Source organism: Burkholderia sp. BCC1640, assembly GCF_902833125.1.
GTDB classification, from domain to species: domain Bacteria; phylum Pseudomonadota; class Gammaproteobacteria; order Burkholderiales; family Burkholderiaceae; genus Burkholderia; species Burkholderia diffusa.
In genome coordinates, this window is the sequence record NZ_CADFEF010000005.1 from 89,628 (window position 1) to 112,009 (window position 22,382).

General features: G+C 68.9%; 17 protein-coding genes. 7 read left to right on the top strand and 10 right to left on the bottom strand.

Annotation, left to right across the window (positions count from 1 at the left end; all coding sequences use genetic code 11):
• Nucleotides 1–101: 101 nt before the first annotated feature.
• Genes HWX25_RS07590 through hemC form a run of 3 tightly spaced genes read right to left on the bottom strand, consistent with a single transcriptional unit; the run spans nt 102 to nt 4,269 of the window.
• Complete coding sequence (locus HWX25_RS07590) at nt 102–1,289, bottom strand: heme biosynthesis protein HemY (protein WP_059527516.1); 1,188 nt, start codon at nt 1,287–1,289, stop codon at nt 102–104.
• Nucleotides 1,290–1,291: 2 nt separating this feature from the next.
• The gene (gene hemDX / locus HWX25_RS07595) at nt 1,292–3,268 is read right to left on the bottom strand and encodes a fused uroporphyrinogen-III synthase HemD/membrane protein HemX (protein WP_175907966.1); all 1,977 of its coding nucleotides are present in this window, start codon (nt 3,266–3,268) and stop codon (nt 1,292–1,294) included.
• A complete protein-coding gene (hemC, locus tag HWX25_RS07600) occupies nt 3,268–4,269 on the bottom strand; it encodes a hydroxymethylbilane synthase (protein ID WP_059820265.1) in 1,002 nt (333 codons plus the stop codon). The genes hemDX and hemC overlap by 1 nt, the downstream gene beginning before the upstream one ends.
• Nucleotides 4,270–4,487: 218 nt before the next feature.
• Here hemC and ppc point away from each other — a divergent pair, with 218 nt between their 5' ends.
• Entirely contained in the window at nt 4,488–7,502 is a 3,015-nt protein-coding gene (gene ppc, locus HWX25_RS07605; protein WP_059701929.1) for a phosphoenolpyruvate carboxylase, read from the top strand.
• A 148-nt stretch (nt 7,503–7,650) separates the two neighbouring features.
• On the opposite strand, the gene HWX25_RS07610 is transcribed toward ppc, so the two are convergent.
• On the bottom strand, nt 7,651–8,403 hold the full coding sequence (locus HWX25_RS07610) for a class I SAM-dependent methyltransferase (protein WP_059527529.1): 753 nt from the start codon (nt 8,401–8,403) through the stop codon (nt 7,651–7,653).
• A gap of 162 nt (nt 8,404–8,565) precedes the next feature.
• Here HWX25_RS07610 and HWX25_RS07615 point away from each other — a divergent pair, with 162 nt between their 5' ends.
• Nucleotides 8,566–9,375 (top strand): helix-turn-helix transcriptional regulator, encoded by an 810-nt coding sequence (locus tag HWX25_RS07615; protein ID WP_175907967.1) that lies wholly within the window; start codon nt 8,566–8,568, stop codon nt 9,373–9,375.
• Between the two features lie 6 nt (nt 9,376–9,381).
• Here the strand turns inward: HWX25_RS07615 and HWX25_RS07620 are convergent, their stop codons facing one another.
• The gene (locus tag HWX25_RS07620) at nt 9,382–10,377 is read right to left on the bottom strand and encodes a spore coat U domain-containing protein (protein WP_244135273.1); all 996 of its coding nucleotides are present in this window, start codon (nt 10,375–10,377) and stop codon (nt 9,382–9,384) included.
• A gap of 299 nt (nt 10,378–10,676) precedes the next feature.
• On the opposite strand from HWX25_RS07620, the gene HWX25_RS07625 reads away from it, so the two are divergent.
• From HWX25_RS07625 to HWX25_RS07645, 5 genes are all read left to right on the top strand, one after another.
• Complete coding sequence (locus HWX25_RS07625) at nt 10,677–11,213, top strand: spore coat U domain-containing protein (RefSeq protein WP_059527537.1); 537 nt, start codon at nt 10,677–10,679, stop codon at nt 11,211–11,213.
• Nucleotides 11,214–11,219: 6 nt separating this feature from the next.
• A complete protein-coding gene (locus tag HWX25_RS07630; protein WP_175907969.1) occupies nt 11,220–11,933 on the top strand; it encodes a fimbria/pilus periplasmic chaperone in 714 nt (237 codons plus the stop codon).
• 159 nt (nt 11,934–12,092) lie between these two features.
• Nucleotides 12,093–14,336, top strand: a complete 2,244-nt coding sequence (locus tag HWX25_RS07635; protein ID WP_244135274.1) for a fimbria/pilus outer membrane usher protein — start codon at nt 12,093–12,095, stop codon at nt 14,334–14,336.
• A gap of 111 nt (nt 14,337–14,447) precedes the next feature.
• Entirely contained in the window at nt 14,448–15,857 is a 1,410-nt protein-coding gene (gene argH, locus HWX25_RS07640) for an argininosuccinate lyase (protein WP_059701917.1), read from the top strand.
• A 94-nt stretch (nt 15,858–15,951) separates the two neighbouring features.
• Nucleotides 15,952–16,635 carry an HAD family phosphatase gene (locus HWX25_RS07645; protein WP_059692251.1) on the top strand — a complete coding sequence of 228 codons (684 nt, stop codon included), beginning with the start codon at nt 15,952–15,954 and terminating at the stop codon, nt 16,633–16,635.
• Between the two features lie 90 nt (nt 16,636–16,725).
• Here HWX25_RS07645 and HWX25_RS07650 read toward each other — a convergent pair whose 3' ends face one another.
• The 5 genes from HWX25_RS07650 to apbC all read right to left on the bottom strand — a co-directional run bounded on the left by HWX25_RS07650 (nt 16,726) and on the right by apbC (nt 22,357).
• Complete coding sequence (locus HWX25_RS07650; protein ID WP_175908136.1) at nt 16,726–17,553, bottom strand: lysozyme inhibitor LprI family protein; 828 nt, start codon at nt 17,551–17,553, stop codon at nt 16,726–16,728.
• A complete protein-coding gene (locus tag HWX25_RS07655) occupies nt 17,553–19,832 on the bottom strand; it encodes an arginine/lysine/ornithine decarboxylase (RefSeq protein WP_059527551.1) in 2,280 nt (759 codons plus the stop codon). The genes HWX25_RS07650 and HWX25_RS07655 overlap by 1 nt, the downstream gene beginning before the upstream one ends.
• Before the next feature lie 81 nt (nt 19,833–19,913).
• Nucleotides 19,914–20,483, bottom strand: a complete 570-nt coding sequence (dcd, locus tag HWX25_RS07660) for a dCTP deaminase (RefSeq protein ID WP_006398615.1) — start codon at nt 20,481–20,483, stop codon at nt 19,914–19,916.
• 112 nt (nt 20,484–20,595) lie between these two features.
• The gene (locus HWX25_RS07665; protein ID WP_059820259.1) at nt 20,596–21,132 is read right to left on the bottom strand and encodes a superoxide dismutase family protein; all 537 of its coding nucleotides are present in this window, start codon (nt 21,130–21,132) and stop codon (nt 20,596–20,598) included.
• A gap of 133 nt (nt 21,133–21,265) precedes the next feature.
• Complete coding sequence (gene apbC / locus HWX25_RS07670) at nt 21,266–22,357, bottom strand: iron-sulfur cluster carrier protein ApbC (protein ID WP_175907971.1); 1,092 nt, start codon at nt 22,355–22,357, stop codon at nt 21,266–21,268.
• Nucleotides 22,358–22,382 lie beyond the last annotated feature (25 nt).

Genomic DNA, 22,382 nt, shown 5'->3' on the forward strand with positions numbered 1-22,382 from the left:
GCACGTGACGACGTGCCTGCCGCAGTGAAATGCATGAAAAAGCCCCGAAGGCCAATTGGCGTTCGGGGCTTTTTTACGCGCGGCGGGCAAGCGCCGCCGCGTCAGACCACGGTGATCGCGAGCGCGCTTTCGCGGTAATGCTTGGCCGCCTTGTCGGTTTCGCCGAGATGCTCGAACAGGCGGGCGAGCGCACGGTGCGCACGCACCTTCAGCGCCTCGTTGTCGGCCTGCTTCAGCGCGGCTTCGAGGAACGACTGCGCCTTGCCCCACAGCTGCTGCTGCTGGCAGAGACGGCCGAGCGCGAACAGTAGGTCGGCATCCTCCGGGTGATCCTTCTTCCACCCTTCGGCCTTCTGGATCAGCGGCAACGCGTCGCCGCCGGCCGTGTCCGGATAGCGGCGCAGGAGGCGCGCATCCCAGTTGTGCGCGAGCGCTTCCTCGACGATGCGGCGCGCTTCGGTGCGGCGCTCGAGCGTCACCAGCAGGTCGGCCGCGAGATCGGCCAGGCGCGGCGACTGGCGCTCGAGCGGCGACAGCGACTGCCACACCTCGAGGAGCGCGTCCGGGTCGTGCCGGCGTTCGCGCAGCAGATTCTCCGCCGCCTGCTGGCGCAGCCGCACGGCCGCGGCCGGATGCAGCGCCTCGCGCTTCTCGAGCGCCTTCGCGAGCTTCAGCACCTCGGCCCAGTTCTTCAGCTGCTGCTGAGCGCGCAGCGCGACCTGCTGTGCATGAATGCGCTTGCCGCCCGCCTGCAGGTCGGCCAGCGCGGCGAGCGCGCCGTCGGCGTCGCGCGCATCCGCGCGCATGTCGGCCGCGGCAAGCAGCCGTGCGTCCTGCCATTCCGGTGCGTCGACCTTCGACAGCCAGTCGTCGCGGCGCGTGTATTCGTGCATCCGGTGCGCGGCGGTCGCCGCGACGAGACTCGCGGCGCCCTGGTTCGCATCGACCGCGAGCGCGTCGCGCGCGGCCTTCTCAGCGCGCGAGAAACGGCCTGCGTACAAGTTCGCGATCGCGTCGCGCAGCGACGCCTGTGCCTTCTCGTTGCGCGAACGCGCACGATACGCGGCGACCCGCTGCGGCATGCGCCAGATGTTGCGCACGATGCGCAGCAGCGCGTACACGACGATGAACAACACGACGATGGAGATCACGAACAGGTTCAGCGACACGTCGACCCGGTACGGCGGATAGACGAGCAGCACCTGCCCCGCGTCGAAATGGCCGACGGTGGCGAGTGCCGCGGCGATCGCGAACAGGATCGCGAGCCAGACGATTCCTCGAAGCGTCATCGTTACCCCCGGCTCTTGAACTGCTGAACGGCGTTCAGGCTCGTGTTCAGGTTCGGCACCGCGACCGTCAGCGATGCGCCGTCGACCTGCTTGAGCAGATCCTCGACGGTTTGCGTGTCCCTCGATGCCTGGTCGAAATACTTGCCGAGCGACGCCTGCGCCGCATGCAGGTCGGCCTTCATCGCGCCGTCATTGCGCGCGAGCAGCGACAGCCGCGCGGTGAGCAGGCGCAGCTTCACGTTCTCGCGCACGAAGTAGCCCTGGTCCGGCGATGCGAGCATCGCGTCGGCGTTGTCGATCCGGCGCACCTGCACGAGGCCCTTCAACTGCTGACCGAGCCCGGCCGAGAAGTCATGCCACCACACCTTCCAGCGCGGCTCGCCGGCCACGGCCGCGGCCGACGAAGCAGCGTCGGCCGGCACGGCCTTCGGTGCCGCATGCGGGACAATCGCCTCGCCGGACAGCGGCAGCGCGTCGATCTTCGCGATCGCGTCGTCGAGCTTGATCGCGAGGCCCGTGAGGTCGGCCGACGGTGCGGCCTTCAGCTTCTCGATGTCCTGCGCGAGCGCCTTGCGCACCGTGACTGCCTGCGCGCTCTGCGACGTCGCGAGGCGTGCATCGGCATTCTGCAGCGCGATCAGCGCGAGTTGCGTGTTCCCCGTCAGCTGCAGTTGCTGGCTCGCGCTCGACAGCATCTGGTCGACCTCCTCGAGCATCCAGGCGTCGCGGTTGCGCGACAGGTCCTGGTATTGCTGCTGCAGCGCCTGCTGCGCGCTCTGCGCGTCGGCAAGCTTGCCGTCGAGCTGCGCAAGCTGCGTGTCGACCTGATGCGTGCTCGCGAGCGCCTGCTCGGTCTTCGTGCGGGTTTCGGCCGTCTGCGCATCGAGCGCCTTCTGGCGCGCGACGAACGACTCGTCGAGCCGGTCGACCTTGCGGTTCAGCGCGTAGCCGCCCACACCCGCCGCGCAGCCGAGCACGACGACGACGAACCACAGCGCCGCGCTGCCGCCGCGGCGCGCGTGCGGTTCGGACGCGAGATAAGGAGGACTGGACGGCGGTGCGGATGCAGCGGCCGGCTGGGAAGCGACGCCTTTGGAATCGTTGGTATCTGTCATGCGTTTAGTCACCGGTGCGGCTGTCGCCGGTTGGACGGCCTCGTCGGCCATCGTTCGAAACGCGCGGACGATGCGCTCATCGCCCGCGCCGGTCAGCGTAATCCTATCAAAACCCAGTGCGCGCGCGGTCTGCTCGATGCGCGGATGCGGCGTCACGAGCGGCGCATGCTTCAGCGCCTCGATCTCGGCGTCGTTCAGATGCGCGCGAGAGAGTTCGTGCAGGTTGCGCACGCCCTCCGAGCTCGTGACGAGCCACGCGTGCGGCGCGCCGGCGAGCAGCGCATGCACGCGCTCCCACGCGCCGATGCGCGGCTCGGGCACGACGCGCCGGTAGGCCGCGACCAGCGTGACCTCCGCCCCGGCTTCGCGCAGCCGCTCGGCGAGCCATTCGCGGCCGCCGTCACCGCGCACGATCAGCACGTGCCGGCCGGCGAGCGCGTGCGCGCCGCCGAACGCGGCCTCGATGCTCGCGAACAGGCTTTCCGAATCGTAATGCGGGACGCCGCCATCGGCGGGCGCCTGCGGCGCGATCACGCGATGCGCGGGCGCCGCGATGCCGTGGCGCTCGAGCGCCGCGACGCTGCCGGGGCCGACGACGCCGACCGGCAGCGCATTCGGCCAGATCGCGCCGTACAGCGCGAGCGCGCGGTCGATCGCGTTCGGCGACACGAAGATCACGAGCGCGTAACGCTCAAGCGCCGCGAACGCGGCGTCGAGCGGCGCCGGATCGTCGACCGGCGCGATGTCGATCAGCGGGAATTCGAGCACGTCGCAACCGGCCTCGGCCAATTGGGCCGCAAGTCCGGCCGACTGACCGTCCGGGCGTGTCAGGACGGCGGTGAATGCGCGCGCGCCGCCCGCCATCAGGCGTCGCCCTTGCCGGCCTGCGAGCCGGCGAGCAGTGCGTTGACGATGTCGCGTGCGCCCTGCGCCTCGAGCTCGTCGGACACCGCGCGGCCGAGCGCGAGCGCATCGGCGACGGTCATGACGGCACCGCACTCCTCCGCGGTCAGCACGCGCTGTCCGTCGGTCGTCGACACGCGGCCCGTCAGGTAAAGCTCGCCCGCGCGCCACACCGCGTGGGCGGCGAGCGGCACCTCGCAGCTGCCGCCGAGCGCGCGCGACACCATCCGCTCGGCCTCGACCGCGAGCGCGGTCCGCGGGTCGTGCAGCGGCGCGAGCCATCCGGCGACGTCCGTGCGATGCGCGGCGATTTCGATGCCGAGCGCGCCCTGGCCGGCGGCCGGCGGGCTGTCCTCGACGCCGATCAGCGCGCGGATTCGCGCTTCGAGGCCAAGGCGCTTCAGGCCCGCGGCCGCGAGAATGATCGCCGCGTAGTCGCCGCGATCGAGCTTCGACAGGCGCGTGTCGAGGTTGCCGCGCAGCGGCAGCACGTTCAGGTGCGGATAACGCGCGCGCAGCATCGCCTCGCGGCGCAGGCTCGACGTGCCGACGACCGCGCCGGCCGGCAGCGCGTCGAGCGACGCGTAGTCGTTCGACACGAACGCGTCGCGCGGATCCTCGCGCTCCATGATCGCGGCGAGCGTGAAGCCGTCGGGCAGCGCCATCGGCACGTCCTTCAGCGAATGCACGGCCAGGTCGGCACGGCCGTCGGCGAGCGCATTCTCCAGTTCCTTCACGAACAGGCCCTTGCCGCCGACCTTCGACAGCGTGCGGTCGAGAATCTGATCGCCACGGGTCGTCATCCCGAGGATTTTCACGTCACAAGCTGGATATAATTTGCGCAGCGCATCACGCACATGTTCGGCTTGCCACATCGCCAGGCGACTCTCGCGCGAAGCAATCGTCAGCGTCACGGGGGCTTGTGCCGACCGCGGCCCGGCCGAAGAGATCTCGGAATTCATTGCAGGAACAATCGAAGGACGGGATTGAAGATCGAACAATGGTAGCACGCACGCCCCGGCCCGCCCGGGCCCGGCGCCTGCGCCCGCCGCGCTTCGGCGCCGGCGGCGACACCGATGCGCGGATGTGCCGCACGTAGCTGATTGCTTGACCGCAGTTCCCGTAGTTTCCGCAGTCCCCGCAGTCCCTTTTGACTCGAGCTTTCCCAAGGAAACCCATCGTGAAGTCTTCCGGATCGGCGCGTACGACGCGCCGCAATGCTGCCTTGCCCTCCTCCGACGCCCAGACGGGCTCCATCGCCACCGCCGCGAACGGCCGTGCGAAAACGGCAACGAAACCGAAAGACCCGATACGTCAGACAAAACGCGCGATCAAGACCGCCGCCCCGGCTAACGGCAAGGCCGGCGCGGCGAAGCCCGGCGCCCGCACGCGCGAGGACAAGGACGGCCCGCTGTTCGAGGACATTCGCTACCTCGGCCGCCTGCTCGGCGACGTGGTGCGCGAACAGGAAGGCGACACCGTGTTCGACGTCGTCGAGACCATTCGCCAGACGGCGGTGAAGTTTCGCCGCGAGGACGACAGCGAGGCCGCGCAAACGCTGGAGAAGAAGCTGCGCAAGCTGACGCCGGAGCAGACGGTGAGCGTCGTGCGCGCGTTCAGCTATTTCTCGCATCTGGCGAACATCGCCGAAGACCGCCATCACAACCGCCGCCGCCGCATCCACGCGCTGGCCGGGTCGGCGGCACAGCCGGGCACCGTCGCGTACGCGCTCGAGCAGCTGAAGACGACCGGCAACGCGTCGAAGCGCCTGCTCCAGCGCTTCTTCGACGACGCACTGATCGTCCCGGTGCTGACCGCGCACCCGACCGAAGTGCAGCGCAAGAGCATCCTCGACGCGCAGCACGACATCGCGCGCCTGCTCGCCGAGCGCGACCAGCCGCTGACGGCCCGCGAACGCTCGTACAACGAATCGATGCTGCGCGCGCGCGTGACCGCGCTGTGGCAGACCCGCATGCTGCGCGACGCGCGCCTGACGGTCGGCGACGAGATCGAGAACGCGCTGTCGTACTACCGCGCGACGTTCCTTGACGAGCTGCCCGCGCTGTACGGCGACATCGAGGCCGCGCTCGCCGAGCACGGCCTGTCCGCGCGCGTGCCCGCGTTCTTCCAAATGGGCAGCTGGATCGGCGGCGACCGCGACGGCAACCCGAACGTGACCGCCCCGACGCTCGAAGAAGCGATCAACCGCCAGGCCGCGGTGATTCTCGAACACTACCTGGAACAGGTGCACAAGCTCGGCGCCGAGCTGTCGGTGTCGAACCTGCTGGTCGGCGCGAACGACGCGGTGAAAGCGCTCGCGGCCGCGTCGCCGGACCAGTCGCCGCACCGTGTCGACGAACCGTATCGCCGTGCGCTGATCGGCATCTACACGCGGCTAGCCGCAAGCGCGCGCGTACGACTCGGCGAAGGCACGGTGCCCGTGCGCAGCGCCGGCCGCGGCGCGCCGCCGGTGCGTGCGGTGCCGTATGCCGATTCCGAGGCCTTCGTCGCCGACCTCAAGGTGCTGACCGCCTCGCTCGACGAACATCACGGCACGTCGCTCGCCGCGCCGCGCCTCGCACCGCTCGTGCGCGCGGCCGAGGTGTTCGGCTTCCATCTCGCGAGCATCGACCTGCGCCAGAGCTCCGACATCCACGAAGCCGTGGTCGCCGAGCTGTTCGCGCGTGCCGGCGTGCACGCAGACTACGCGTCGCTCTCCGAGGACGACAAGCTGATCGCGCTGCTTGCCGCGCTCGCCGATCCGCGTCCGCTGCGCTCGCCGTACATCGAATACTCGGCGCTCGCGCAGAGCGAGCTGGGCGTGTTCGAGAAGGCACGCGAGGTGCGTGCGCAGTTCGGCCCGCGCGCGGTACGCAACTACATCATTTCGCACACCGAGACGGTCAGCGACCTCGTCGAAGTCCTGCTGCTGCAGAAGGAAACCGGGCTGCTCGAAGGCGCGTTCGGCGCCGCTCACGACAGCGCGCGCAACGGCCTGATGGTGATTCCGCTGTTCGAGACGATCCCCGACCTGCGCGACGCCGCGCGCATCATGCGCGAATACTTCGCACTGCCGGGCATCGACGCGCTGATCGCGCACCAGGGTGCCGAGCAGGAAGTGATGCTCGGCTACTCGGACAGCAACAAGGACGGCGGCTTCCTGACGTCGAACTGGGAGCTGTATCGCGCGGAGCTCGCGCTCGTCGACCTGTTCCGCGAACGCAAGATCACGCTGCGGCTGTTCCACGGCCGCGGCGGCACGGTCGGCCGCGGAGGCGGCCCGACTTACCAGGCGATCCTGTCGCAGCCGCCGGGCACCGTGAACGGCCAGATCCGCCTGACCGAACAGGGCGAGGTGATCGCGAGCAAGTTCGCGAACCCCGAAATCGGCCGGCGCAATCTCGAGACGGTGGTTGCCGCGACGCTCGAGGCGTCGCTGCTGCCGCAATCGAACGCGCCCGCCCAGCTGCCCGCGTTCGAAGCCGTGATGCAGACGCTGTCCGACGCCGCGATGGCGTCGTATCGCGCGCTCGTCTACGAAACGCCCGGCTTCACCGACTACTTCTTCTCGTCGACGCCGATCACCGAGATCGCCGAGCTGAACATCGGCAGTCGCCCGGCCTCGCGCAAGCTGCAGGATCCGAAGCACCGCAGGATCGAAGACTTGCGCGCGATTCCGTGGGGCTTCTCGTGGGGCCAGTGCCGGCTGCTGCTGACGGGCTGGTACGGCTTCGGCAGCGCGGTGAGCGCGTATCTCGACGGCGCGCAGGACGCGGCCGAACGCACGAAGCGCGTCGCGCTGCTGAAGAAGATGAACAAGACCTGGCCGTTCTTCGCGAATCTGCTGTCGAACATGGACATGGTGCTCGCGAAGACCGATCTCGCGGTCGCGTCGCGCTATGCGCAGCTGGTCGCCGACCGCAAGCTGCGCAAGCACGTGTTCGAGCGGATCGTCGCGGAATGGGAGCGCACGTCGCAGGCGCTCGCGGAAATCACCGGGCACGCAGGCCGCCTCGCGACCAACCCGCTGCTCGCGCGCTCGATCAAGAACCGCTTCCCGTATCTCGATCCGCTGAACCACCTGCAGGTCGAGCTGATCAAGCGTCACCGCGCGGGCGACACGAACGCTCGGCTGCGCCGCGGGATTCACCTGACCATCAACGGGATCGCGGCCGGCCTGCGCAATACGGGCTGATCCGTGCGCGGCGCGGGCCTGCCCGGCACCGCGCCGGCATCGCGAAGCGAAAGCCGCAAAACGAAAGCCGCGATACGCAACCACGCGTATCGCGGCTTTTTTTCATGGAGCGGCACGACGGCGCCGGCCGCCGTGTCGCCTCATACGCTCATTGCGCGTCGATCAGCAGCGCGTCGTGCTCGAACGAGCCGTCCGTCCGCACCGCGTAGTAGCCGCGCACCTCGTCGGGCGCATGCGCCCACAGCGCGCGGATGCCCGCGACGCTGTCGGCCGGCGTGCGGATCCGCTCGACCCATGTATCGAAATCGATCGGCAAGCGCCAGCGGCTCTGCACGTGCGCGTCGAACCCGGCGTCGCGGAACATCGCGAGCCATTCGTCGGCGCGGTAGTCGCGCACGTGCGACGCGTCGCGCAGCACTTCGGCGGCCTGCAGATAGGTGTCGAGCAGCGGATGGTCGTTGCCTGCGATGTCGATCATCAGCACGCGGCCGCCCGGCTTCAGCACGCGACGCACCTCGGCGAGCGCCGCGCGCACGTCGTGCCAGTGGTGCGCGCTCATCCGGCTGACCACCCAGTCGAATGTGCCGGCTTCGAACGGCAGCCGTTCGGCCGGCCCCTGCTGCGTGCGGATGTTCGCGAGCCCGCGCTCGCGCGCGGCGGCGTCGACGGTCGCGAGCATCGGCGCCGCGAGATCGTATGCGACCACCTCGCGCACGTGCGGCGCGACCGCGAAGCTCGCGTGGCCCGCACCGCAACCGAGATCGAGCACCGCGGCGTCGGGCGTCGCGCGCACGGCGTCGGCCAGCGCCTGCAGATCGGCGCCCGTCGCGTGGACCGTGCTCGTCAGGTAGGCGGCGGCCGTCGTGCCGAATGCGTCGGCGACCTGGTCGTGGTGTTTCATCGTTCGCTCCTTCTTTGGGTGGGGCGCTCGCTGCCTGTCAGCGCGCGAATCGCTACAATAGGGCCGCGCTTGTACCAGTACAAGTTAAGCAGTTATTCTGGTATTTGTTACACCTGCCTGATCCTTGTCGCGCCTTCGGCGCCCCTTTTCAGCCGTTTCCGCATGAACCTGCCGTCCTCCGCCCCCACCCCGCCCCTCGACGCCACGCCCGCCCGCGCACTCGGCGAATTCATCCGCGCGCACCGCGAACGGCTGTCGCCGCAGGCCGTCGGCCTGCCGCCCGGCCCGCGCCGCCGCACGCCGGGGCTGCGGCGCGAGGAAGTCGCGCAGCTGTGCGGCGTCAGCCCCACCTGGTACACGTGGATCGAGCAGGGCCGCCCGGTGTCGGCGTCGGCCGATGCGCTCGCGCGGATCGCCGTCGCACTGCAGTTGTCGAAGGCCGAACGCGCTTACCTGTTCGAACTGGCAGCGCAGCGCGATCCGGCCGAGCCCGACGTCGCGGCCGGCGACCTGCCGCCGACGCTCGCGGCAACCGTCGCCGCGATCGCCACGCCCGCCTACGTGCTCGACCGGCAATGGAACGCGCTCGCATGGAATGCACCGGCCGCCGCGCTGTTCACGGGCTGGCTCGACGGCGAACACGACCGCAACCTGCTGCGCTTCACGTTCATGGCACCGGCCGCGCGCACGCTGATCGTGGACTGGGAAACCCGCGCGCGGCGACTCGCGGCCGAATTCCGCGCCGACTCGATCCGCCACCTCGCCGATGCGCCGACCCGCGCGCTGATCGACGCACTGATGGCCGGCAGCGATGCCTTCGCGCAGTATTGGGCATCGCAGGACGTCTTCGAGCGCGAAGGCGGCCTGCGCGAATTCGACCATCCGACCGACGGCCGCCTCGTGTATCAGCAGATCACGCTGAAGCCCGCGCATCGCGAGGACCTGAAGCTGGTCGTGCTCGTGCGCGATTGATGCCCCTCAGAAGCTGATCGTCGCAGTAATGGTGTCGCTGTAGTTGCCGGGCGCCGGTGTCGTCTGCGCGGGTACGCGGCCGTATATCGTGATCGCCTGCGCGAACCCGCTCCCGGTTCCGGTCGCCATCGTCGTGCCGCCGGTGCCGTCGCCCCACGGTTGTGTAAAGGCGCTGTCCTGATAGAGCTGATAGCCGACCGAACCGCCGCCCGTGCGCTGCATCGTGCGTGCGCTGACACTGCCGCTGGCGCCGCCGTTCAACGCAATCTGGAACGCATCGCCGTTCGTGCATCGCGCACTGATCGAGCCGCTCGCGGTCAGCGCCGACGCCAGCACGCCCGACGCCGGAAACGCAACGCCGGTCGCGCTGATGATGCAGTTGTTGATGACGGTGGCGGTGGCGGTAAAACTCGTCGTGCCCGCCGTTGCCTGCGATGCGCACGGCGTCGGCAGCACGCCGAGCAGCGAAAAGCTGTAGCTGTAGGCGGCCTGGTTGCCGCTGAAGCTCTGCGTATAGACCGTGCTGGCATTGTTCACGGTCGGCACGGTGGGCTGGTTCGCCGCGATGCGGCCGTAGATGGTCACGTTCGTACTCGCGGACGTGCCGAGCCCCGGTTTCGTCAACGAGACGGATATCGGCGTCGTGCCGGCACTGACCGCGCCCCAGGGCTGCGAATAACCCGAGTCCTGATACAGGTCGTACTGCATCTGGTTCGCCCCGTTGGTCAGGTAGCGCGGGCTCGTGCCGGCGAGGTTCACGCAAACGAGCACACCTGTGTTCAGGCTCAGTGTGTCCCACGTGCAACTCACGGTCATCGTGCTGTTCGTCGTATAGGCCTGCTGCGTAATCGGACTGACCGAGCCGAAGCTCGGCACCGGCGGCGTCACCGAACACGAATCCGCGCGGGCCGACATCCACGGCAAGCCGAGCAGCACGACCAGCAACAGGCACGATAGCGCGCGCAACCAGCGGCGCGCCGTGTGGAGTCCGTGATCCGCCATGCATTCCCCCGAAAATGCCCGTCCGTTCGACCCGGCTTCCGGCCCGGGCAGCGCCCTCATGGTATCCGTCCGCGCACCAATCATTCGCACTGTTACTTGATCCATGTCAAAACCGCCGATGGCCATCGATCTCGAACCCCTGACAATGCGCTCCGAGTCGGCGTTTTCTCCATTGCGCGCGAGCGAATCCGTGGAGTAGTCTTCCACCAACGACAGAGCGGTTACGGCGACCGGCAACAGACCACGCGGCGGGCACTCCGCGGCCGGGCGACCCCATTGAACGGCAGGAGATAATCATAATGAACGCTTCCCGACGTCGTATTCTTTCAGCCACGCTCGCGGCCATCTTCGCATTCGCGCCCGCGCTGCAGCCCGTCACCGTTGCCGCAGTCTATTCGAACGGCACGGCCACCGCCCAGTTCAACGTCACGCTCACGATCCAGGCAAACTGCGCGATCGCCGCGAATCCGCTTGCATTCGGCTCGTCCGGCGTGCTCACGGCGGCGATCAACCAGCAGACCACGGTCTCCGTCACCTGCTCGAACTCGACGCCGTACAACATCGGACTCGATGCCGGCTCGGTAAGCGGCTCGACGGTCTCCAGCCGGCTGATGGCCGGGACGACGAGCGGCAATACCAGCACGACGGTCGGCTACCAGCTCTACCAGGACTCGGGCCACACGACGGTCTGGGGCAACACGCAAGGCACCGACACGGTCGGCGGCACTGGCACCGGCTCCGCGCAAGTGCTGAACGTGTACGGCCAGGTGCCGACGCAAGCGACGCCGAAGCCGGACACCTACCAGGCCGCCGTCACCGCCACCGTGTACTTCTGACGCGCCGTGGCATCGATCCCGCGCGCCCTGGCCGCGCTGTGCGTCGCGTCGGCGTCCGCGGCCACGTGCGCCGCCACACTGCAGATCACGCCCGTGACGATCGAGCTGCCGCCGTCGGCGGCTGCGGCGAGCATGACGCTCAGCAATCCGGGCGGGCAGCCGATCTACGGCCAGGTCCGCGCCTATCGCTGGACGCAGGAAAACGGCGATGACGTGATGATGCCAACCGATGCGCTCGCCGCCTCGCCGCCGCTGCTGCAGATCGGCGCGAACGCCGAGCAGTTGATCCGGCTCGTACGCACGGGACGCGGCGCGCCGGCCGCCGAGGAAAGCTATCGCGTGCTGATCGACGAACTGCCCGCGCCCGGCACGCCGGCCGAGAACGGCATCACGATCCGGCTGCGCTATTCCGTGCCCATCTTCGTCGAGTCCGCCGGCACACCGCAAATGCCACGCCTCGACTGGCGCGTCGAGCGCGACGGATCCAGCACGCGGCTCGCGGTCGACAATCGCGGCGGACGCCGTGCGCAGATTTCCGCGGTCCGTCTCGTCGACGCGCGCGGCACCGTGCACGACGTCACGCGCGGCCTGCTCGGCTATGCGCTCGCGGGCAGCACGCGACGCTGGCCGCTCAAGCTGGACGCGGGCGCGGCCGGGTTCGTCAGGATCCAGGCGACCGTCAATGCGCAGCCGGTCGAAGCCCGGCTGGCACCGCCCTGATCCACGCCGGAGGATCGCACGACGTTGCCCGTTCCGACAACGAGCACGGCCCTCCGGGCTGCCTGCCCCGCCCGATACGCCCGGCCCGCCGCCGCGGTGCTGGCACTCGCGGCGGCGCTGGCACCGCATGCCGGCGCCGTCCGTGCTCAGCCGGTGCCGATGCCAATGCCGGGGGCAGCCGCACCCGCGCCTGCCCCCGACACGCTGTTTCTCGACGTGTCGCTCAACGGTGAACCGACGCACCGCATCGCGCGCTTCCAGCGAATCGACGGCCGGCTGTACGCTGCGTCCGCCGACCTGAACGACCTGGGCATCGCGACCGGCGACCGGGCGACCGCGCCGTCGAACACGCTCGTCGCACTCGATACGCTCGCGGGGCTGCGCTACGACTACGACGCGGGTCGGCAGACGCTCGACCTGCGCGTGTCCGATGCGCTGCGCATCCCGCATACGTTCGATACGCGCGCACTCGCGGCCGCGCCGCCCGCCACCTCCGGCCGCGGCTTCGTGCTGAACTACGACGCCTACGCGCAGACCGTCGCCCACGCCCCGCTCGCGGTCTGGAGCGAGGCGCGCTATTTCGATCCGGCCGGCGTGTTCAGCAGTACCGGCATCGCGTACCTGTACGACGACCGCCGGCGCTACGTGCGCTACGACACGTCGTGGAGCCACTCGAATCCCGGCACGCTCACGACGACCCAGATCGGCGACACGATTTCGTCGTCGTTGTCATGGACCCGCTCGCTGCGCCTCGGCGGCGTGCAGTGGCGCAGCAACTTCGGCCTGCGCCCCGACCTCGTCACGTTTCCGGTACCGGCGCTGTCCGGCAGCGCGGTCGTGCCGACTTCCGTCGACCTGTACGTGAACAACGTGCGCCAGTTCAGCGGCGACGTGCCGAGCGGGCCGTTCGTGATCAACAGCGTGCCCGGAATCACCGGCGCGGGCAACGCGACGGTCGTCACGCGCGACGCGCTCGGCCGCTCGATCGCGACGACCATTCCGCTGTACGTCGACACGCGCCTGCTCGCGCCCGGCCTCGCCAGCTATTCGGCGGAAGCCGGGTTCCTGCGCCGCGCGTATGGCAATGATTCGTTCGACTATGCGCGCACGCCGGCGGCGAGCGGCTCGCTGCGCTACGGCATCAGCGAGCGGCTGACCGTCGAGGCGCATGCGGAAGCGACGGCCGGCGTCTATAACGCGGGCGCCGGCGCGCTCGCGCGCCTCGGCGAGCGTGGCGTGGCGAACGCATCGCTGGCGCTCAGCGCGCCGGGCCGCGCGGGCGTGCAGGCCGGCGTCGGCTACCAGTACGTGACGCCGCGCTTCTCGATCGATGCGCAGACGTTGCGCGCCTTCGGCGACTACGGCGACCTCGGCAGCCGCGAAGGCGTGCCGGTCTCGCGCGCCACCGACCGCGTCACGGTCTCGTTCCCGTTCCTGCGCGCGCAGACGCTGTCGTTCAGCTATCTCGGCCTCAAGTATCCGGGCGTCGCCCCGTCGCGGATCGGCTCGATCGCGTACCTCGTCAATCTCGGCGGGCTGAGCTCGATCACGTTCAGCGGCTTCCAGGATTTCCGGCAGCACGACGCACGCGGCTTCTTCGTGAGCCTGAGCATCGGGCTCGGCGGCAACACGTCCGTCTCGGCGAACGCCGGCCGGCAGAACGGCGACTCGACCTACACGCTGAACGCGACGAAGCCGCCCGATTACGGCGGCGGCGTCGGCTGGAACGTGCAGGCGGGCGCCAACGCGGGTATCCGCTACGCGCAGGGGCAGTTGCAGTATCTCGGCCGCGCCGGCCAGGTCACGCTGCTCGCGCAATCGTTCGACGGCCGCGGCAACGCGTCGGTCGACGTCACGGGTGCGTTCGTGCTGATGGACGGCCGGCTGATGACCGCGCGCCGCGTCGACGACGGTTTCGCGCTCGTCTCGACCGACACCGGGCGCGTCCCCGTGCTCCACCAGAACCGGCTGATCGGCGAGACGGACCGGGCCGGCTACCTGCTCGTGCCCGACCTGAATGCGTACCAGAGCAATCGCGTCGCGATCGACGGCACCGCGCTGCCCGCCGACGCGCGGATCGCCGACACGACGCTCGACGTCGTGCCGCAGGCGCGCTCCGGCGTGCTCGCGCACTTCGCGGTGACGCGCTACAGCGCCGCGTCGATCGCGCTGCGCGCGCCGGACGGCACCCCGCTGCCGCCCGGGCTCGAGGTTCGCCACGTCGAAAGCGGCCAGCGCACGATCGTCGGCTACGACGGCCTGACCTTCGTCGACGGCCTCGGCGCGAACAATCATCTCGAAATCTCGGGCGGCGGCCGCGACTGCGCCGTCGAATTCGCGTACCGGCGCCCGGACGACGGCACGCTGCCGCGCATCGGGCCGCTGACCTGCGGCCCCCGGTAATCCGCGCCCGTTCGCGGCCGACGCGCACGCCGGCCGCCAGCCCCGCGAATGCTAGAATTGCGGGATTCCCTCGGCGGCGCACGCCGCCCAACTCCCCTTCGAAGAATCGCCATGACGTCCCAACTGCACAAAAAGGGCGAGGCCTGGTCGGCCCGCTTCTCGGAACCGATGTCGGAGCTGGTCAAGCGCTACACGTCGTCGGTGTTTTTCGACAAGCGCCTCGCGCTCGTCGATATCGCCGGCTCGCTCGCGCACGCGAGCATGCTCGCGGCGCAGAAGATCATCAGCGCCGACGACCTCGCCGCCATCGAACGCGGGATGACGCAAATCAAGGGCGAGATCGAGCGCGGCGAATTCGAATGGCAGCTGGATCTCGAGGACGTCCACCTGAACATCGAGGCGCGCCTGACCGCGCTGATCGGCGACGCCGGCAAGCGCCTGCACACGGGCCGCTCGCGCAACGACCAGGTCGCGACCGACATCCGTCTGTGGCTGCGCGGCGAGATCGACCGCATCGGCGGCCTCCTGAACGACCTGCGCGGCGCGCTGATCGACCTCGCTGAACAGAACGCAGACACGATCATGCCGGGCTTCACGCACCTGCAGGTCGCGCAGCCGGTGACGTTCGGCCACCACCTGCTCGCATACGTCGAGATGTTCACGCGCGACGCCGAGCGCATGCGCGACTGCCGCACCCGCGTGAACCGCCTGCCGCTCGGCGCGGCCGCGCTCGCCGGCACCAGCTATCCGATCGACCGTCACGCCGTGGCGAAAACGCTCGGCTTCGACGGCATCTGCGCGAACTCGCTCGACGCGGTGTCGGATCGCGACTTCGCGATCGAATTCACGGCGGCATCCGCGCTCGTGATGACGCACGTGTCGCGTTTCTCCGAAGAACTCGTGCTGTGGATGAGCCCGCGCGTCGGCTTCATCGACATCGCCGACCGCTTCTGCACCGGCAGCTCGATCATGCCGCAGAAGAAGAACCCGGACGTGCCCGAGCTCGCGCGCGGCAAGACGGGCCGCGTGAACGGCCACCTGATGGCGCTCCTCACGCTGATGAAGGGCCAGCCGCTCGCGTACAACAAGGACAACCAGGAAGACAAGGAACCGCTGTTCGACACGGTCGACACCGTCGCCGACACGCTGCGGATCTTCGCCGAGATGGTCGCCGGTATCACGGTGAAGCCGGACGCGATGCGCGCGGCCGCGCTGCAGGGCTTCTCGACCGCCACCGACCTCGCCGACTATCTCGTGAAGCGCGGGCTGCCGTTCCGCGATGCGCACGAAGCCGTCGCGCACGCGGTGCGGATCTGCGACGATCGCGGGATCGACCTCGCCGACCTGACGCTCGACGAAATGAAGCAGGAACTGCCGAACGTCGCGCACCTGATCGGCGACGACGTGTTCGGCTACCTGACGCTCGAAGGTTCGGTCGCAAGCCGCAACCACCCGGGCGGCACCGCGCCCGATCAAGTGCGTGCGGCGGTCAAGGCCGCTCGCGCCGCGCTCGGCAAGTAAGCCAGCCGGCACGGACCGGCGCCGTCGGCGTCGGTCTTTCGCTCGGGCGGCCGCCGCGCCGCCCGACGCCCTTCCCGCTTCCCGGATACCGCCGATGACCTTCTCCGCCGCGCTCTTCGACATGGACGGCCTGCTCGTCGATTCCGAGCGGACCATCATGAACACGTGGATCGACGTGTCGACCGCACATGGCGTCGTGCTGACCGAGATCGACTACCTGCAGATCGTCGGCCGCTCGTTCGCCGAGGGCCAGGTCATTCTCGCGCGGTTGATCGGCGACACCGACACGTTCGACGCCGTGCGCACCCTCGTGCGCGAACGGCTCGCCGCGCCCGAACCTCATCCGAAATTTCCGCTGAAGTCCGGCGCACTGGCGCTGCTCGAGACGCTCGCGCAGGCCGGCATTCCGTGCGCGGTCGCATCGTCGTCCGCGCGCGACGTGATCCGTGCGCGGCTCGATGCGGTCGGCGTGCTGCCGTTCTTCCGCGCGATCGCGGGCGGCGACGAAGTCGCGCGCGGCAAGCCCGACCCGGCCGTGTACCGGCTCGCGGCCGAACGCCTCGGCGTGCCGGCGCACGCGTGCGTCGCGTTCGAGGACAGCGACTTCGGCGCGCAATCGGCCGCCGGCGCGGGCGCATCGGTCGTCACCGTGCCCGACCTGAAGGCGCCGACGCCCGAAATCGTCGCGCTGAGCCTGCACGTGCTCGCGTCGCTCGACGATGCGGTCGCGCTCGTGCCATCGTGGTTCGGCCGTCTGGACACGCAGCAGCCCGCGTAGGCGCCGCACGCGGCACGCCACATGCAAAACGGGCACCCTCGGGTGCCCGTTTTCCGTTTCCGCGCCGAATGACCGGCCTCGCGGCGATCGTCAGTCGTTGCCGGCCGTCTCCGACAGACGCTTCATCGTCGCGATGCGCGCGCCGATCAGGTCGACGCGTCCGTCCTCGCCGACGAGCGGCGCCGTCGCATCGCTGAACGCGACCCACGCGCGCTGCGCGCGCACGAGCGTCGCGGCCGAATGCGCGGGCATCTTGCGACGCAGCTTCTGGTAATAGCGGTTCAAATCGAACAGCGCGTGCTCGCACGCGGCATCCTGCACGCACGGCCGCACACGGCGTATGGCCGGTTCGCGCGGCGCGTTCGCCGGCTTGCCGGTGGCCGCCGCGGCAGTGCCCGCACCGCCCTGGGTGTCGCCTTGCGCACCGCTCGTGGCCGCCACCGGCACGGCGGCGGCCGGCGCATAGCGGTCGGCCGCCGCGCGCAGCGCCAATGCGCGATCGCGCACCGGCTGCAACTGCATGTCGGCGCTCGACATCGCGTACGCGGTGCCGCGCGTCGTGTCGTACACGGCCTTCAGCAGATGAACTTCATCCTTGCGCCACGTGACCCAGCGGCGCTGGCTGTCCTGCCAGCCGCGCTTCGCGTCGGCCGGCGCGTCGTTCGACAGGCGCTGGTACGCACCGTCCATCACCGCCTGCCACTGCTGCTGCGCTTCGCCCATGCACTGGATCTGGCCGGCCGTCGACGACCGGTCGCGCCGCGCGAGACACTGCCGCATCGCGACGTCGATCGGGTCGGCCGCCGCCACTTCCGCATGCGCGACGTTCAGCCCCGCCGGCCCTGCCGACCAGCCTGCCCAGACGACGAGCGCGGCCAGCGCCGCACGCATCGTCCGGATTCGTCCCTGCGCCGCCATCAGTCGCGCACGCAATCGACGAAGTACTCGACGCGGCCGTTCACCTCTTCCGCGACGAGGCCGTGGATGTCGGTGTGGAAGCCCGGGAAGCGCTCGTTGAAGTCGCGCGCGAACCGCAGGTAGTTCACGATCGTCTTGTTGAAGCGCTCGCCCGGAATCAGCAGCGGGATGCCCGGCGGGTACGGCGTGAGCAGGATGCTCGTCACGCGGCCTTCGAGCTCGTCGAGCGGCACGCGGTCGATCTTGCGGTGCGCGAGCTTCGCGAACGCGTCCGACGGCTTCATCGCGGGCTCCATGTCCGACAGGTACATCTCCGTCGTCAGGCGCGCGATGTCGTTCGCACGGTACACGTCGTGGATCTGAGTGCAGAGGTCGCGCAGGCCGACACGCTCGTAACGCGGATGCTGCGCGACGAATTCCGGCAGCACGCGCCACAGCGGCTGGTTGTTGTCGTAGTCGTCCTTGAACTGCTGCAGCTCGGTCACCATCGAGTTCCAGCGGCCCTTGGTAATGCCGATCGTGAACATGATGAAGAACGAGTACAGGCCCGTCTTCTCGACGATGATCCCGTGCTCGGCCAGGTACTTCGTGACGATCGCGGCCGGAATGCCCGTCTCGCCGAACTCGCCGTCGACGTCGAGCCCCGGCGTGATGATCGTCGCCTTGATCGGGTCGAGCATGTTGAAGCCTTCCGCCAGCGGGCCGAAGCCGTGCCAGTGGTCGTTCGGCTTCAGCATCCAGTCCTCGCGCGAGCCGATGCCTTCTTCCGACAGGTCGTCAGGACCCCACACGCTGAAGAACCAGTCGTCGCCGTATTCGGCGTCGACCTTGCGCATCGCGCGGCGGAAGTCGATCGCCTCGGCGATCGATTCCTCGACGAGCGCGGTGCCGCCCGGCGGCTCCATCATCGCGGCCGCGACGTCGCACGACGCGATGATCGCGTACTGCGGGCTCGTCGACGTGTGCATCAGGTACGCCTCGTTGAAGCGGTGCTTGTCGAACGTGCGGTTCTCCGAATCCTGCACGACGATCTGCGACGCCTGCGAGATGCCCGCGAGCAGCTTGTGCGTCGAGTGCGTCGCGAACACGAGCGCGCCCGTGCGCGGACGGCCGTCGCCGATCGCGTGCATGTCGCGGTAGAAATCGTGGAAGGTCGCATGCGGCAGCCACGCTTCGTCGAAGTGCAGCGTGTCGAGCAGGTCGCCGAGCAGGTCCTTGATCATCTCGACGTTGTAGACGACGCCGTCGTACGTGCTCTGCGTGATCGTCAGGATCCGCGGCTTCATGTCCGGGTTCTCGCGCAGCGCCTCGCGCGCGAACGGGTTCGCCTCGATCTTCTTGCGGATGTTCTCCGGCTTGAATTCGTCGCGCGGGATCGGCCCGATGATGCCGAAGTGATTGCGCGTCGGCGTGAGGAACACCGGAATCGCGCCCGTCATCGTGATCGCGTGCAGGATCGACTTGTGGCAGTTGCGGTCGACCAGCACGATGTCGCCCGGCGCCACCGTCGCATGCCAGACGATCTTGTTCGACGTCGACGTGCCGTTGGTCACGAAGAACAGGTGGTCCGCGCTGAAGATGCGCGCCGCGTTGCGCTCGGACGCCGCGACCGGGCCCGTGTGATCGAGCAGCTGGCCGAGTTCGTCGACCGCGTTGCAGACGTCGGCGCGCAGCATGTTCTCGCCGAAGAACTGGTGGAACATCTGGCCGAGCGGGTTCTTCAGGAACGCGACGCCGCCCGAGTGGCCCGGGCAGTGCCACGAGTACGAGCCTTCGTCCGCGTACTTCACCAGTTCCTTGAAGAATGGCGGCGCGAGCGAGTCGAGATAGACCTTCGCCTCGCGGATGATGTGGCGCGCGACGAACTCCGGCGTGTCCTCGAACATGTGGATGAAGCCGTGCAGTTCGCGCAGGATGTCGTTCGGCAAGTGGCGCGACGTGCGCGTTTCGCCGTACAGGAAGATCGGGATGTCCGCGTTGCGGCGGCGCACTTCGGTGACGAACGCGCGCAGCTCGATGATCGCGGTCGCGAGTTCGGGCAGCTCGCCGTCCGGGCCCGTTTCGCCGAGCATGAGTTCGTCGTCGTCGATCGACAGGATGAAGCACGACGCGCGGCTCGACTGCTGCGCGAACGACGTCAGATCGCCGTAGCTCGTGAGGCCGAGGACTTCGACGCCCTCCTTCTCGATCGCTTCGGCCAACGCCCGGATGCCGGAGCCCGAGATGTTCTCGGAGCGGAAATCTTCGTCGATGATGACGACGGGGAAACGAAACTTCATGGGCGATTCTCCAAAAAGAACGACCGCGGCGCGTCACGCGCAGCGGTCACCCGGAAACTGGTGAGACGTTATGCAACCAGATCAGGTTTTCGGCAGCGTGACACCGCGCTGACCCTGATACTTGCCGCCGCGATCGGCGTACGACACGTCGCACACTTCGTCGCTTTCGAAGAACAGCACCTGCGCGACACCTTCGTTCGCGTAGATCTTCGCGGGCAGCGGCGTGGTATTCGAGAATTCCAGCGTGACGTAGCCTTCCCACTCGGGTTCGAACGGCGTCACGTTGACGATGATCCCGCAGCGCGCGTACGTCGACTTGCCGAGGCAAACGGTGAGCACGGTGCGCGGGATGCGGAAATATTCGACGGTGCGGGCCAGCGCGAACGAGTTCGGCGGGATGATGCACACGTCGCCCTTGAAATCGACAAACGAACCCTCGTCGAAGTTCTTCGGATCGACGATCGTCGAGTTGATGTTCGTGAAGATCTTGAATTCGTCCGCGCAGCGGATGTCGTAGCCGTAGCTCGACGTGCCGTAGCTGACGATCCTGCGACCGTCCTCGGACGCGCGAACCTGATCGGGCACGAACGGCTCGATCATCTTGTGTTCTTCGGCCATGCGCCGAATCCACTTGTCGGACTTGATGCTCATAACGGGGCGCCAGGAAACGCTGCGTGACGGTAAACGACGGCCGCCGGTTCAAGGCGGCGGCCGGGGAAGGCGCACATTTTACGCGATCATCGGCGCGCGCACGCGGCGGCCGTCAACGGATCACGCCGCAGGCGAGCGCGGGGCCCGCTGCATGCTGCGGAAACGCCGGGTCGCTCGGTTCGCGGTGCACCAGCACCGCGCGATTCAGCGCGGAGCGCACGCCGTCGAGGGCCAGATCGGGCGCGACGATGAAACCGGCCGCGACGCCGTTCGCATCCGCATGGATGTTGCCGAGATCGCCGGCGACGCGCGCGCCCGCGCGCAACCGGTCGGCGGCCGGCGCGAACACCTGGCCGGCGCTCGAGCCGTCGCCCGCGTTGCAGTCGCCGCGCTCGTGCACCTGCAGCGCGTGATCGCTGTTCGGCGGCAGGCCGGCCAGGTTGTACGTGACCTGGACGCCGTCCGGGCGTTCGACGAACGTCACCGCGCCGCGTGTCTGCGAGCCGACGGTCGGCTGCAGTTGCGCGTCGGCGCGCTTCTCGTGCGACGAGGAAAAAGAGGTACAGCCGGCCAGCAGGCCCAGCGCGGCGGCGACCAGCAGCGCGCGCCGCGCGCGGCCGGCGTACACGCCGTGATGTCGTTGGTTCATTCGATCCTCATGCCGGCTGGCGGCCGTTCGATACGGCGGCCATGCCGGGCGGGTAAAGGGACCCGGGGAAAGTCGCCATGATACCGCGCCTCGCGGCGCCGTAAACAGCGTGAGGCCCCGCCCCGCAAGGGTTTTACGTATTTTGAACAACGATCGACGGGAACTTCGACGTCATGTCGCGCGCGCGCTCGGCGATCGCCAGCGCGACCCCGCGCGCGATGTCGCGGTAGCGCCGCGCCAGCGCGCCGTCCGGCTCGGCCGCGACCGTCGGCGTGCCGCTGTCGGCGCGCTCGCGGATCGCGATGTCGAGCGGGAGGCTGCCGAGCACGTTCACGCCGTAATCCTTGGCCATCCGCTCGGCGCCGCCCGCGCCGAAGATGTGCTCTTCGTGGCCGCAGTTCGAGCAGATATGGATGCTCATGTTCTCGACGATGCCGAGGATCGGAATCCCGACCTTCTCGAACATCTTCAGGCCCTTCTTCGCGTCGAGCAGCGCGATGTCCTGCGGCGTCGTCACGATCACGGCGCCCGTCACCGGCACGCGCTGCGCGAGCGTGAGCTGGATGTCGCCCGTGCCCGGCGGCATGTCGACGATCAGGTAGTCGAGCTCGCGCCAGTTGGTCTGCCGCAGCAGCTGCTCGAGCGCCGACGTCGCCATCGGGCCGCGCCACACCATCGGGTTGTCTTCCTCGATCAGGAAGCCGATGGAGTTCGCCTGCAGCCCATGGCCGACCAGCGGATTCATCGATTGGTTGTCCGGCGACTCGGGGCGCTGGCCGTGAATGCCGAGCATGGTCGGCAGCGACGGACCGTAGATGTCGGCGTCGAGAATGCCAACCGACGCGCCTTCCGCGGCGAGCGCGAGCGCGAGGTTCACGGCCGTCGTGCTCTTGCCGACGCCGCCCTTGCCCGATGCGACCGCGACGATGTTCTTCACGTTCGGCAGCAGCTTCACGCCGCGCTGCACCGTGTGCGCGACGATCTCCTGCGACACGGCGACGCGTGCGTCGCGCACGCCCGGCACGGCCTTCAGCGCGTCTTCAATGCGCGCGCGCACGCCGTCGTGCTGGCTGCGCGCGGGATAGCCGAGCACCACGTCGACCGCCACGGCATCGCCGTCGATCGCGACGTTGCGCACGCCCTTGTTCGCCGCGTACGGACGGCCGGTATTGGGGTCGACGACAGCCGCCAATGCGGCGTCGACTTGTGCCCGGTCAATGCTCATCGAAACTCCGTGAAAACGTTTTTCT